Source organism: Methylobacterium trifolii (assembly GCF_022179685.1).
Taxonomy (GTDB): Bacteria; Pseudomonadota; Alphaproteobacteria; order Rhizobiales; family Beijerinckiaceae; genus Methylobacterium; species Methylobacterium trifolii.
Map to the genome: position 1 here is coordinate 1 of NZ_BPRB01000187.1, position 12,802 is coordinate 12,802.

Annotated in this window: 14 protein-coding genes; 1 reads left to right on the forward strand and 13 read right to left on the reverse strand. The window is 73.3% G+C overall.

Annotated elements, in window-relative coordinates; genetic code table 11:
• Window positions 1–123: 123 nt before the first annotated feature.
• The 11 genes from COGEMETH_RS16345 to COGEMETH_RS16395 all read right to left on the reverse strand — a co-directional run bounded on the left by COGEMETH_RS16345 (window position 124) and on the right by COGEMETH_RS16395 (window position 11,498).
• Complete coding sequence (locus tag COGEMETH_RS16345) at window positions 124–1,299, reverse strand: MFS transporter (RefSeq protein WP_306421755.1); 1,176 nt, start codon at window positions 1,297–1,299, stop codon at window positions 124–126.
• The gene (lnt, locus tag COGEMETH_RS16350) at window positions 1,296–2,966 is read right to left on the reverse strand and encodes an apolipoprotein N-acyltransferase (protein WP_373875383.1); all 1,671 of its coding nucleotides are present in this window, start codon (window positions 2,964–2,966) and stop codon (window positions 1,296–1,298) included. The genes COGEMETH_RS16345 and lnt overlap by 4 nt, the downstream gene beginning before the upstream one ends.
• Window positions 2,963–4,117 (reverse strand): hemolysin family protein, encoded by a 1,155-nt coding sequence (locus tag COGEMETH_RS16355; RefSeq protein WP_238183661.1) that lies wholly within the window; start codon window positions 4,115–4,117, stop codon window positions 2,963–2,965. The genes lnt and COGEMETH_RS16355 overlap by 4 nt, the downstream gene beginning before the upstream one ends.
• 36 nt (window positions 4,118–4,153) lie before the next feature.
• On the reverse strand, window positions 4,154–4,639 hold the full coding sequence (gene ybeY, locus COGEMETH_RS16360) for an rRNA maturation RNase YbeY (protein ID WP_238183662.1): 486 nt from the start codon (window positions 4,637–4,639) through the stop codon (window positions 4,154–4,156).
• Window positions 4,636–5,706, reverse strand: coding sequence for a PhoH family protein (locus tag COGEMETH_RS16365; protein WP_238183673.1), 1,071 nt, complete (start codon window positions 5,704–5,706; stop codon window positions 4,636–4,638). Before COGEMETH_RS16365 ends, ybeY begins: the two co-directional genes overlap by 4 nt.
• A 69-nt stretch (window positions 5,707–5,775) precedes the next feature.
• Window positions 5,776–7,113: a tRNA (N6-isopentenyl adenosine(37)-C2)-methylthiotransferase MiaB gene (miaB, locus tag COGEMETH_RS16370; RefSeq protein ID WP_238183674.1), complete on the reverse strand. Its 1,338-nt coding sequence runs from the start codon at window positions 7,111–7,113 to the stop codon at window positions 5,776–5,778.
• A 274-nt stretch (window positions 7,114–7,387) separates the two neighbouring features.
• Window positions 7,388–8,362, reverse strand: coding sequence for a hypothetical protein (locus tag COGEMETH_RS16375; RefSeq protein WP_238183663.1), 975 nt, complete (start codon window positions 8,360–8,362; stop codon window positions 7,388–7,390).
• Window positions 8,363–8,716: 354 nt separating this feature from the next.
• Window positions 8,717–9,586 carry a lysophospholipid acyltransferase family protein gene (locus COGEMETH_RS16380; RefSeq protein ID WP_238183664.1) on the reverse strand — a complete coding sequence of 290 codons (870 nt, stop codon included), beginning with the start codon at window positions 9,584–9,586 and terminating at the stop codon, window positions 8,717–8,719.
• A 7-nt stretch (window positions 9,587–9,593) separates the two neighbouring features.
• Entirely contained in the window at window positions 9,594–10,115 is a 522-nt protein-coding gene (locus COGEMETH_RS16385; RefSeq protein ID WP_238183665.1) for a GNAT family N-acetyltransferase, read from the reverse strand.
• A complete protein-coding gene (tsaB, locus tag COGEMETH_RS16390; protein WP_238183666.1) occupies window positions 10,112–10,789 on the reverse strand; it encodes a tRNA (adenosine(37)-N6)-threonylcarbamoyltransferase complex dimerization subunit type 1 TsaB in 678 nt (225 codons plus the stop codon). Before tsaB ends, COGEMETH_RS16385 begins: the two co-directional genes overlap by 4 nt.
• Window positions 10,790–10,928: 139 nt before the next feature.
• Window positions 10,929–11,498 carry a NifU family protein gene (locus COGEMETH_RS16395; RefSeq protein ID WP_238183667.1) on the reverse strand — a complete coding sequence of 190 codons (570 nt, stop codon included), beginning with the start codon at window positions 11,496–11,498 and terminating at the stop codon, window positions 10,929–10,931.
• 250 nt (window positions 11,499–11,748) lie between these two features.
• On the opposite strand from COGEMETH_RS16395, the gene rplS reads away from it, so the two are divergent.
• Window positions 11,749–12,129, forward strand: a complete 381-nt coding sequence (rplS, locus tag COGEMETH_RS16400) for a 50S ribosomal protein L19 (protein WP_238183668.1) — start codon at window positions 11,749–11,751, stop codon at window positions 12,127–12,129.
• A gap of 112 nt (window positions 12,130–12,241) precedes the next feature.
• Here the strand turns inward: rplS and COGEMETH_RS16405 are convergent, their stop codons facing one another.
• Both COGEMETH_RS16405 and COGEMETH_RS16410 read right to left on the reverse strand, forming a co-directional pair.
• A complete protein-coding gene (locus COGEMETH_RS16405) occupies window positions 12,242–12,625 on the reverse strand; it encodes a RidA family protein (RefSeq protein ID WP_238183669.1) in 384 nt (127 codons plus the stop codon).
• Window positions 12,622–12,802 (reverse strand): peptidoglycan-binding domain-containing protein (locus COGEMETH_RS16410; protein WP_238183670.1); only part of this gene is annotated, 181 nt, incomplete at its 5' end. The genes COGEMETH_RS16405 and COGEMETH_RS16410, both read right to left, overlap by 4 nt.

Here is a 12,802-nt window from a genome sequence, read left to right on the forward strand (position 1 = left end):
CCCTCTCCCGTACGGGAGAGGGGACCCCCGCCTCGTCACCCATCCTCGCCAGATGTGTGAATACCGTAGCCCGTAGAGGGGAGGGACGCGCGCCGAGCGGGACTCGCTCGATGCCGCCGTCTCTCAGGCCCCGACCTGACGGTCGCGTCCGGCGCCCAACCCCGCGAGTCCGGCGCAGACGGTGATGGCGGCAAACAGTGCCGCCGAGAGGCCCCAGCCGCCGGTGGCCTCGTGGGCGAGGCCGAAGCCGAGGGGGCCGAGGCAGGCGACGGCGTAGCCGACGCCCTGCGCCATGGCCGAGAGGCCGGCGGCGCTGGCGGCATCCGCGGCACGCAGGACGATCAGGGTCAGGCCGAGGGCGAAGCACCCGCCGATGCCGAGGCCGAGCGCCCCGGCCGCGGGCAGGCGGACCGCGTCCGGCCCGAAGGCGAGGGCGAGGAAGGCCGCGAGCGTGACGGCCAGCACCGCGACGACCCAGCCGCGCTGGTCCCGCCGCCGGGCGGCCAGCGTCGCCACCGCCAGGGCGCCGGGCGCCTGATGCAGGGTCGTCAGCGAGGCGATCAGGCCCGCATCGAGGGGCGAGAGGCCCCGGTCCTGGAGCAGCAGGGGCAGCCAGCCGAACAGCACGTAGGCCAGGGACGATTGCAGGCCCATGAACGCCGTCACCCGCCAGGCCAGGGGATCGCGCAGCAGCCGGGTGATGTTCGGGGCGGGCGAGGCCCCGGCGGAGGCCTTGCGCGCGAAGGGCGCCCAGGCGAGCGCCGCGAGCGCGGCCGGCAGGGCCCAGACGGCGAGCGCCGGCGCCCAGCCATGCCCGATGGCCTGCTCGATCGGCACGGCGGCGCCGGCGCCCGCCGCCGCGCCGAGGCACAGCATCATGGTGTAGAGCCCGGTCATGAACCCGACGCGGGCGGGGAAGTCGCGCTTGACCAGGGCGGGCATCAGCACGTTGGCGAGCCCGATGCCGGTGGCCGCGACCGCCGTGCCGGCAAAGAGCGGGACGAGGCCGTCGAACCCCCGCAGGGCCAGGCCGGCTGCGATGACGAGCGTGCCCGCGAGCACCCCGAGGTCGGGGCCGATCCGGCGGATCACCGTGACCGTCAGGGCGCAGGCGAGGCCGAGGCACAGCACCGGCAGGGTGGTGAGGACGGCAGCCCCCGCCGCACTCAGGCCCGTGCCCTCGCGGATGGCGTGGAGGAGCGGGCCGACCGTGCTGAGCGCCGGGCGCAGGTTGAACGCCACCAGCATCAGCACGAACCCGAGCAGCAGCCGGTTCGGCGGGGCGGGCGGGGGCGTCACGCCCGGCGCCGTGCGGCGAGCGTCCCGCCGAGGCAGGCGGCGAGCATCACGGCGAAGCTCCAGTCGCCCAGGCGCCCGTAGAGGGTGCCGCCGACGATGCGCGCGGGCAGGTCCGCGTCGAGGATCGCCTCCTCGCCGAGCGGCAGGCGCGCCGTGATCCGGCCATGCGCGTCGATGACGGTGGAGATGCCGGTGTTGGCGTCGCGCACCAGCGGCAGGCCCTCCTCCACCGCCCGCAGGCGGGCCTGGGCGAGGTGCTGGCGCGGGCCCGGCGTGTCGCCGAACCAGGCGTCGTTCGTCACGTTCAGGATCAGGCCGGCAGGTGCTGCCGCCGGGGTCGCGGGCAGGATCGCGCCGGGAAAGATCGCCTCGTAGCAGATGGTGGCGGCCACCGGCGGCAGGCCGGGCACGGACAGGATGCGCTGGGCCGCGGGGCTGCCGGCCGAGAACCCGCCGGGGATGGACACGAACTGGCGCAGGCCGACCATCCGCAGGGCGGCGTCGAGGGGGCCGGGCAGGTATTCGCCGAACGGGACGAGGTGGACCTTGTCGTAGCTGTCGCTGATGCGCCCGCCCGGCTCGATCGCCATGATCGCGTTGAAGTAGCGCAGGCGCTCGCCCGGCAGGGGCTCCTCGGCGCGGGCCGCGCCGGCGATCAGGTGCTGGCCGGGCTCCAGGCCGGCGCCGACCTTGGCCATCGCCTCCGGGTCGCGCTGGATCAGGAAGGGGAAGGCCGATTCCGGCCAGACGATGTGCGTCGGCGCCGCCGCGCCGGCCTCCGGCGGGCGCCGGCTCAGCTCGACGTAGCGGTCGACGATGTCCTCCCGGTTCTCGGGCCGGAACTTGGCGTCCTGGGGCAGGTTCGGCTGCACCAGGCGCAGCCGCACGCCCGCCACCGTCGGGTCGGGCGCCGGGCCGACGCGATAGGCGCCGTAGAGGGCCATGGCCGCGAGCACGATGAGGGCCGCCGCGCTCGGGCCGAAGCGGCTGCGCGGATGGGAGCCGGTGGCGAGCGTCGCCGGGGCGGCGCAGACCAGGACCGCCAGGAGCGTGAGCCCGTAGAGGCCGACGAGGGCGGCCGACTGCATCAGCCGGATATCCTGGCCCAGCGCCATGCCGAGCGTGTTCCAGGGGAAGCCGGTGAGGACGTGCCCGCGCAGCCACTCGGCCCCACCGATGCCGAAGGCCAGCGCCGCGATCCGCCCCGGCCCCCGCAGCCAGAGCAGGCCGGCGGCCGCAAAGCCCGCCCCGTAGAACAGCCCGAGGCCGAAGGGCAGGCCGACGACGCCGAGGGGCAACGCCCACAGGAACTCGTCGGCCTCCACCAGGAAGGCCGAGCCCAGCCACCACAGGCCCGCGGTGAGGTAGCCGAAGCCCCAGGCCCAGCCGACGAGGCCGCTGGGCACGATCCGGCGCAGGGGCGAGGTGGGGCCTCCGGCGGCCCCGTCCATCAGCCAGACCGCGAGCGACAGGGAGACGACGAGGGCAGGGAGCACCCCGAAGGGCGGCATCGCCAGGGCGCCGGCCGCGCCCGCGAGCCAACTGAGCCCGAGCCGGCGCCAGCCGCGCAGGCGCCCGACCGCCGCGGCCGCGCGCGCCAACGGACCGCCCGGCCGCGCGCCGGGCGGGTGCGCGGCGCGGGCATAGGCGTCCGCGGCACCGATCACGGGTGGGGCGTCTCGGCGACCGGTTGTGTTGCGGGCGGGGGGAGGGCCAGCGGCACCACGGCCGCGATCCGGGCCGGGCCGCGCTGGAAGCGCAGGCGCTTGAGGCGGCGGGGGTCGGCGTCGAGCACCTCGAACTCGAGGTCGCCCGGCCCGGTGATCAGCTCGCCCCGCGAGGGCACGCGGCCGACCAGCGTCACGATCATGCCGCCGATCGTGTCGATCTCCTCGGCCATCTCGCCGACGGCGGCCACGAGGTCGACGCCGGTCGCCTCCGCGACTTCGGCCAGCGGCGCGCGGGCGTCGGCCACGAAGACCTCGCCCTCGCCGTCGAGGCGCTGCACGAGGCGGCCCTCGGCCACGTCGTGCTCGTCCTCGATGTCGCCGACCACCATCTCGATCAGGTCCTCGATCGAGATCAGGCCGTCCGTGCCGCCGTACTCGTCGATCACGAGCGCCATGTGGGTGCGGGTGGCCTGCATCCGCACCAGGAGGTCGATGGCCGGCATGGAGGGCGGCACGAACAGCACCGGCCGCTGGATACGCGTGGAGGCCAGCGTCACCGAGAGGTCGACGTTGCCGAGGTTGAGCGAGCGCAGGGCGCGGACCGGGCTGCGGCGGGGGCGCGGGGCAGGCTTGGCCGCGGGCGCGGCCTCGACGGCCTCGCCGGTCGCGGCAGGGGTCCCCGCAGGTGTCACAGCGGCGGCGGCCGGACGCCGGGTCCCGGCCTCGGCCCTGGCGGCCATGTGGTCCACGAGGTCGCGGATGTGGACCATGCCGCGGGGGTCGTCCAGGGTCTCGCCGTAGACGGGAAGGCGGGAATGGCCGGCGGTGCGGAAATGCCGGAGCAGGTCGCCGAGGCTGGTCTCGACCGAGACCGCGACGATGTCGGCGCGGGGAATCATCACGTCGTCCACGCGCACCTTGTGCAGGCCCAGCACGTTCTTGAGCATGGCGCGTTCGAGGGGCGAGAAGGCGTTCTCGCCCGCATCCGGGTCGGCCAGGGCGTCCTCGATGTCGTCGCGCAGGGAGTCGCGCGGTTTCAGGTGAAGGACCTGAAGGAGGCGGTCGTACCAGGGCTCGCGGGCCCCCGACTCGCCGTCGTGGGAACTGGGCGCGGCCTGGGCCGCGCCGCGACTTCGATCGTTGGTCATGTCTCTCGGATCTGGGATCTGCTGCGGGAGGGCCGCTCAGTCGGCGTAGGGGTCGGGCACGCCGAGCCGGGCGAGGGCTGCGACCTCCACGGCCTCCATGGCCTCGGCCTCGGCCTCGCCGGTCTCGTGATCCTGGCCGAGAAGATGCAGCGTGCCATGGACGAGGAGGTGCGCGAGGTGATTCCGGAGCGGCTTGCCTTGCTCGGCACTCTCGCGCAGCAACGTGTCATACGCAAGAACCACGTCGCCCAGCGGCACCGCGGCGCCGGCATGCCTCGGCTGCGGGGCGGCCGGGAAGGAGAGCACGTTGGTGGGCGCGTCCTTGCCCCGCCAGGTCCGGTTGAGGTCCTGCACCGTGGCGTCGTCGGCCAGCAGCACGCTGACCTCGACGGGGTGCGCGGGCTTACTTTCGGGCGCAACCGCCAACGCAGCCTCGACGGCGCGGGCCACGAAGGCTTCCAGGTCGGGAAGCGCCGCCGTCCAGCGCGCGTCCTCGATCGCCACGTCGATGTCCCTGGTCACGCCAGCGGCCGCCGCCGAGGGTTGGGGTTGCGGTCGGCGTCCGATTCCCCGTGGGCGGCCCGTTCGTAGGCGGTGACGATGCGGCGGACGAGGTCGTGGCGGACCACGTCCACGTCCTTGAAGGTGATGCGGCCGATGCCCTCGACGCCGTCGAGCACGCCCACCGCCTCCACCAGCCCCGACTTCTGGCCCGGGGGCAGGTCGATCTGGCTCGGATCGCCGGTGACGATCATGCGCGAGTTCTCGCCCAGCCGCGTCAGGAACATCTTCATCTGCATCGAAGTGGTGTTCTGGGCCTCGTCCAGGAGCACCACGGCGTTGGTCAGCGTGCGCCCGCGCATGAAGGCGAGCGGCGCGATCTCGATGATGCCGGTCTGCAGGCCGCGGTCGACGTGGCGCGCCTCCATGAAGTCGTAGAGGGCGTCGTAGATCGGGCGCAGGTACGGGTCGACCTTCTCGCGCATGTCGCCGGGCAGGAAGCCGAGGCGCTCGCCGGCCTCGACGGCCGGGCGCGACAGGATCAGGCGCTCGGCATGTCCCTGCTCCAGCAGGGAGACGGCGTGGCCCACGGCCAGCCAGGTCTTGCCCGTGCCGGCGGGGCCTTCGGCGAAGACCAGCTCGTTGGTGCGCAGGGCCTTGATGTAGGCGTCCTGCGCGGCGTTGCGCGCCCGCACGGCGCCGCGGCGGCGGGTGGCGATCTGCTCGAAATGCGGCCGGTCGGGCTCGGCCGCGATGACGGCTGCGGGAAACAGGTTGCCCTGGACGGTGGCCTCCTGGATCGCGCCGTCCACGTCGCCCAGCGTCAGGGCGCTGCCGCCGGTGCGCACCCGCGCGTAGAGTTTTTCGAAGACGCGCCTCGCCTTCTCGGCGGCGTCCGGCGGCCCTTTCACCACGAGGTGGTTGCCTAAAGCCGTCGCCGTCACGTCGAGGCGCCGCTCGATATGGGCGACGTTCTGGTCGTACTGGCCGAAGACGAGGCTCGCGAGGCGGTTGTCGTCGAAGGTCAGGGAGACCTCCACCGTCTCCTGCGGTGTGCCCGGCCGCGCGGCCGGCCCGCGGCCGCGCAAGGGGCCGCCGCGCCCGGCCGTTCCATCACCTGCCGTCACTCAGGATTTCCTCTCGCGTGGGTCGACACGTCAGGCCGCCGCCGCTTCCGGGACGGGCGCGCCGAACAGGCTGTTGCTGCCCGTCTCGACGATCCGCACCGGCACGACCTCGCCGATGCGGGAGGCTGGGGCGTCGAACTGCACCGCGAGGAGGTGGGGCGTCTTGCCCGCGACCTGCCCCGGCCGGCGCCCGGCCTTCTCCACCAGCACGTCGAGGGTCCGGCCCACGGCCGCCCGCTGGTAGGCGTGGCGCTGCGCGTCGAGGAGCCCCTGGAGGGCGGCCAGGCGCTCGGCCATCACCGCCTCGGGCACCGCGTCGGCGCGCTCGGCCGCCGGCGTGCCGGGGCGGGGGCTGTACTTGAACGAGTAGGCGCTCTCGAAGCCGATCTCGGAGACGAGCCGCATCGTGTCGGAAAAATCCGCATCCGACTCGCCGGGGAAGCCGACGATGAAGTCCGAGGACAGGGCGACGTCGGGCCGGGCCGCGCGCACCCGCGCGATCAGCCGGCGGTACTGGTCGCCGGTATGCTTGCGGTTCATCGCTGCGAGCACCCGGTCGGAGCCCGACTGCACCGGCAGGTGGAGGTATGGCATCAGGGCCGGGACCTCCGCATGGGCCCGGATCAGGTCCGCGCCCATGTCGTTGGGATGGCTGGTGGTGTAGCGAATCCGAACGATGCCGGGGATGGCGGCCACCGCCCGGATCAGGTCGGGCAGGCCGGCCGTGCCGCCGTCCGCGCCGTCGCCGTGATAGGCGTTGACGTTCTGGCCGATGAGGGTGACCTCGCGCACGCCGGCCAGCGCGAGCTTCTCCGCCTCGGCGACCACGGCCGCCACGGAGCGCGAGACCTCGGCGCCGCGGGTATAGGGCACGACGCAGAAGGCGCAGAACTTGTCGCAGCCCTCCTGCACGGTCAGGAAGGCCGAGACGCCGCGGCTGCGGCGGGCGGGCAGGTGGTCGAACTTGTCCTCGACGGGGAACTCGGTGTCGACCACGCGGCCCCGGTGCGAGCGGGCCAAGAGGTCGGGCAGGCGGTGATAGCTCTGCGGGCCGACCACCACGTCGACGGCGGGCGCCCGCGACAGGATCTCGCCGCCCTCGGCTTGCGCCACGCAGCCGGCCACGACGATGCGGGTGTCATGGCCCCGTGCTGCCCGCTCGGTCTTGAGCACCCGCAGGCGGCCGAGTTCGGAATAGACCTTCTCGGCGGCCTTCTCGCGGATGTGGCAGGTGTTGAGGACGATCACGTCGGCCTCCTCCACCTTGTCCGTCGCCGCGTATCCCTGGCCGCCGAGGACGTCCGCCATCCGGGCGGCGTCGTAGGCGTTCATCTGGCAGCCGTAGGATTTGACGAAGGCTTTCTTCAACGCGTCAGGTCCCGACATCCCTCGAGCGCTCCCCGCCGAAGTGGATGCCGGTTCGGCGGAAGGGAGCGCGGCTCCCAAGTCGGCCCGGCCATCTGCGCCGGGCCCGAGCGCGAGGCTCTATCACAGAATCCGCAGGGCGTCGCTGCGACCGGTCGTGTCGCGACGTTTGAGATTCGCTCCTGCTGCCGACCCTGGGAGGTCCGATCATGACTCCCGATCGCCGCCCCGACTCCATTCGGAGGCGCCGCCGCCGGGGGAGCATTGATCGGAACCTTCAAGAACTCGGGCCGTGGGGCGCCGGTGCCAGCCTCCGGGCGAGGGGCTTGATGATTTGCGGGCCGATATAGATCGGGAACTGGGCCAGCGCGAAGAACAGGAACGTCGTGTCCGGGGTGCTGGCTCCGAGCGCCGCTATGAGCAGGCCCATGTTGCGCTGCCCCGTCGCGTAGCCCAGCACGAGACGCTCCGCCGGCGCGACCTGCCGCAGCACATGCCAGGTCACGGCAAAGCCGGCGAGCGACAGCGCGACCGCCGCGCCGAGAAAGCGCGCGACCCGTCCCGGTTCGGTGAGCATGGCCGCGAGCACGCCGTCCATCGCGGCGATGGCGAACAGGACGTACATCACGACGCCGACGCCGTCGAAGCTCGCTCGGTTCCGGCGAATGCGCTCCGGGCCGAGAAGGCGGCGCAGCAAAGCCGCAGCCAGGATCGCGCCCCCCACCAGCCACGACAGGCGCTGGATCAGCGCGCCCACGTCGAGCGGGACCGCCGCCCCCGCCACGAGGTCGAGGATGGTCGGCGACACCAGCGGGGACAGGATCGTGACCGAGAGGACACCCGTCAGAATCAGCGTCGGCTCGACCCTGAGCAGCATGGCGATGGCCGGTGCCGACATCATCGGCGGGGACGCCGCCAGGATCGACAGACCCAGCATGAGCCCCGGATCGAGGTTGCCGCGCCCGATCAGCGCCACCGCCCCGCTGACCAGCAGCCCAGGTATGGCGATGAGGCAGAGGCAGGTCAGGATGAGGAGCGCCGGCCGGCGCATCAGGCCGCGCACGGCGAGCAGGTCCACGCGCATGAAGGTCATCATCACGAAGGTGAAGATCGCGACGCCGAGCAGCGGCCGCGCCGCGGCAGCGAGCTGCGGCAGTGCAAGGCCGACGAACAGGCTGGCGACGAAGCCCTGCGTGCCGTAGCGGCCGATCAGGGCCAGGGCGTCCAGAACGCGGCGTATGACGAGCGCCACTACGCGTTCTCTCCCCTGGAGCATGCCGCTATGTCACGGACATGGCGGCCTGCTCCAGGCCTTTGGTTTCGCACGATGTTTTCGGAAAACCGGATTCCACGTTTCCGCATCATGCGTCGAACTCGATCTCGGCCATTCGCGTGGATCTCCCGGCGGACGCGGCGACGAAGCAGACCCGATGGATACCCGGCTCGTCGGGGCTCGCCCACGGCGCCTGGGGGGCCATCACCCGCATCGGTTCCCACCTGGATCGTCCGTCTCGCCGACATCGCGGCGCTAGGCAAACGGTCGGCGTCCCATCCTCTGCGGACCTTTCAGCCGAACGTCCACCTGAGACACGACCCCGGCAGCCGTTCAGGTCGCCGCCATCCCGGCGGCGGCGAGGCCCGGCTGCCGGCCCCCCTCATCGGCCGGGAGGGGAACACCCTGCGGCTGCCGGCCCGTCACCGCCTGCTGGAGCGCGGCCCGCACGGAGGCCTCGGCCCGGGCGGTGGCGGCCTTGCGGTCGGTGCCGGTCTCGAAGGCGATCGGCTGGCCCCAGACCACGTGCACGTCGATCGGCCCGTTGGCTGTGAAGGCGGCGAGATGGGGGGCCAGCTCCATGTCGCCGTACCAGGCGATGTCGGGGCGTTCGGCGCGCACCACGGCCAGGCCGTTGCGCCGGGGATAGGTGATCGCCAGGGGCTGGAGGCGGATGCGCTCCAGGCGCCCCTCCTCGGCCTGGATCGCGGCGCGCGCCGCGCCGACGAGGGAAGAGCGGAACGGCAGCAGGCGGGTGCCGTCGCCGGTGGTGCCCTCGGCAAACAGCACGATCAGCTCGCCCGCCGCGAGCCGGCTGCCCACCGCCCGGTTGACCGTGGCGGTGGCGCCCCGTCGCGCCCGGTCGATGAACACCGTGCGCTGGAGGGCGGCCAGGGTCCCCACCACCGGCCAGCCCGCGATCTCGGACTTGGCCACGAAGGAGAGCGGGCGGAGGGATCCGAGCGCGATGATGTCGAGCCAGGAGACGTGGTTGGCGAGCACCAGGGCCGGCTCGCCCGGGGCCGGCGGGGTGCCGCTCTGGGTCACGCGCACGGAGAACAGCCGGAGGAACGCCCGGTGGAACAGGGGCGGCGCGAAGCCCGAGCCCCGTCCCAGCCGCAGGCCGAGCCAGTGCGGCCCGACGAGGAGCGCGAAGGCGAGGGCCAGGAGGGCGAGCCGCAGGGCCACGCCGAGGCGGGTCACTGCCGGCTCACGCGAGGTCGGCGCGCATGGTCAGCGCCGTCGCCCGGCTGCCGTCGGCCTTCACGTAGTAGCCGGTGCGGGCGCCCACCTGGGAAAAGCCGTGCCGGGCGTAGAGCTTGAGGGCGGGGCCGTTGCCCTCGTCGACCTCCAGGTGGACGCGGGCGACGCCGGAGAGGGCCAGATGGGCGAGGTGCTCGCGCAGCAGGCGGTGGCTCAGGCCCCCGCCGCGGGCAGCGGGCGCGAGCACGACGGTGAGGATCTCGGCTTCGTCCGCCGCCTTCCGCGAGAGCACGAAACCGGCCATCGTGCCCCCCCGCCAGAGGGCATGCGCCTCGGTGGAGCGCTCGCACAGCATCCGCTCGAACTCGTGCGCGTCCCAGGGCCTTGCAAAGGCGGTGGCGTGGAGGCGGGCCAGCGCGCGCGCCTGCCCGGCATCGCGCAGGGGGGCGACGTAGGGCTCTGGAGCCACCGCGTCCCACCAGGCGAGCCACCATTCGAGGGGCCAGAAGGGAGAGACGGGCCGGGTCATCGCCGTGCGAGCCTCGCATGGTCCTGAGGCTGCGCGTCGGGGCCGCGCAGGTACATGGGCCGCGGCAGGGCCTGGGCCGGGTCTGCCAGCAGGCCGAGGGACGCGACCGAGGCGATCTCGGGGCCTTGGGTGTCGGCCACGACCGCCTCGACGCCCCGCGCGCGCAGGGCGGCGGCGAGCGCCGGGGCGCCGGAGCCGACCAGGGTGGCGGGGCCGGCGCCGAGGCGGCGGGCCGCCTCGTCCACGGGCAGGTGGGCGGGCGCCACGACGATTCCCTCCGCGGGGCTCAGCGCCTGGAGGTAGACGGCCCCGTGCCGGGCATCGATCGCGGCCGCGATCAGGCCTTCGTTCGAGGCCAGCAGCGGTGCCAGCAGGGCCGAGAGGGTGGTGACGCCGACCACGGGCACGCCCGTGGCGAGCCCCAGGGCGCGGGCCGCCGAGAGGCCGACGCGCAGGCCGGTGTAGCTGCCGGGGCCGACCGTGACGGCGATCCGGTCGAGGCTCTCGAAGCCGCCCTCGATGCGGGCCATCACCCGCTCCACCAGGGGCAGCAGCGCCTCCGCATGGCCGCGGGCGAGCGCCATCGATTCGCGCGCGAGCGGTTCGTCGGCATCGTCCGCCGCGACGCAGGCGGCGCAGAGCTCAAGCGCCGTGTCGATGGCCAGGATACGCACGCCTACTCCCGATTACCCCGTCCCTTACCAGTGGGGAGCCTGCCGGACCCTAGGATAAAAAGGCCGCCCCGTCAGGGCGGAGCGGCCGTCGCGGTGCCGTTGCGGCCGGAGTGTTGCCCGGCTGCGTCGCAGGGACAGCTCAGACCGCCTGGACCTCGCGCACCTCCGGCAGGAAGTGGCGGAACAGGTTCTGCACCCCGTGCCGCAGGGTGGCGGTGGAGGAGGGGCAGCCCGAGCAGGCGCCCTTCATCTCCAGGTAGACCACGCCTTCCTTGTAGCCGCGGAAGGTGATGTCGCCCCCGTCGCCGGCCACCGCCGGGCGCACGCGGGTCTCGAGCAGGTCCTTGATGGTCACGACGGTGTCGTGGTCGGCCGCGTCGTAGAACTCCTCCGCCGCGTCGTCGCCGGCCTCCAGGCCGCCCTCGGCCATCACCGGCACGCCGGACTGGAAGTGCTCCATGATCGCGCCGAGCACGGCGGGCTTCACCTGGGGCCACTCGCTGCCGTCCTCGGCCTTGGTGACGGAGATGAAGTCGTGCCCGAAATACACGCCGGAGACGCCCGGCACGTCGAACAGGCGCTGGGCCAGGGGCGAGCGGGCCGCCCCTTGCGCGTCCTTGGCCTCGAAGGTGGATTCGGCCAGCACCACCCGGCCGGGCAGGAACTTGAGGGTGGCGGGATTGGGAGTGGCTTCGGTCTGGATGAACATGGCTCGATCGGATCTCCGCTGCGCCGGTTCAAGGCCGGCCGGGAACGGCGCCACGAGGCGCCTTCCCTCCATGTGGACCGCGGTGGGGATTTTCTCAACTCATGCGGTCCCGCCGGCCTCGCGCGCAATGGAGCGCATCGACAAACGCCGCGCGCTCCTGTAACGGAGCCGCCAACTCACAACAGGATGCCGAAATCCTGACGCCCGCGGCCCATCCGGGGTGGCGCGGCGCGACGGCCGGAGACTATCGATGAACATCATCCAGGAACTGGAGCGCGAGGAAGTCGCGCGCCTCGCCAAGACCATCCCCGATTTCGAGCCGGGCGACACGGTGATCGTGAACGTCCGCGTGAAGGAAGGCGAGCGCTCCCGCGTGCAGGCCTACGAGGGCGTGTGCATCGGCCGCTCCGGCGGCGGCCTCAACGAGAGCTTCACCGTCCGCAAGATCTCCTACGGCGAGGGCGTCGAGCGCGTCTTCCCGGTGCATTCGCCGATGATCGATTCGATCAAGGTGGTCCGCCGCGGCAAGGTGCGGCGCGCCAAGCTGTACTACCTGCGCGACCGCCGCGGTAAGTCGGCCCGCATCGTCGAGCGCGCCGCCCGCACCAAGAAGCCCGTCGCCGCGGAGTAATCGTCCCGGATTCCCGCCGTGCGCAGGACCGAAAAAAGCCCGGCCCGATCGTATCGGGCCGGGCTTTTTCGTGTCCGGGCATCGTCCGCGGCGTCGCGGACGGGCCGCGCGCCTACCCCACGCTCGCGGTCACGGCGATCTCGACCTTCATCTCCGGCCGCAACAGGCCGGCCACGATCACGATCGTCGCCGCGGGGCGCACCGCGGCGAGCACGCGCCCGCACACCGCGAGCACGGGCTCGGCATCCGCGCGGCTCGTGACGTAGTAGGTGGCCCGCAGGATGCGCTCCGGGCCGGAGCCCGCCTGCGCCAGCACGGAGGCGATGGTCCGCCAGCACGCTTCCGTCTGCTCGCCCACGTCCTCGGGCATCGTCATCGCGGCGTAGTCGTAGCCGGTGGTGCCGGAGACGTGGACGAAGCCACCCTCGACCACGGCGCGCGAGTAGCCGTAGGCCGCCTCGAAGGGCGAGCCGGAGACGATCAGGCGGCGGGTCATCCCCGGCGCAGGGCGTCCAGCACCTTGCCGCCCGGGCGGCCGGTGGCCGGCATGCCGAGGCTGCGCTCCACGTCCTTGATCGCGTCGCGGGTCTTGGCGCCCACCTTCCCGTCCGGCTCGCCCACGTCGTAGCCCTTGGCGGTCAGGCGGGTCTGGAGGTCGCGGCGATCGGCGCGC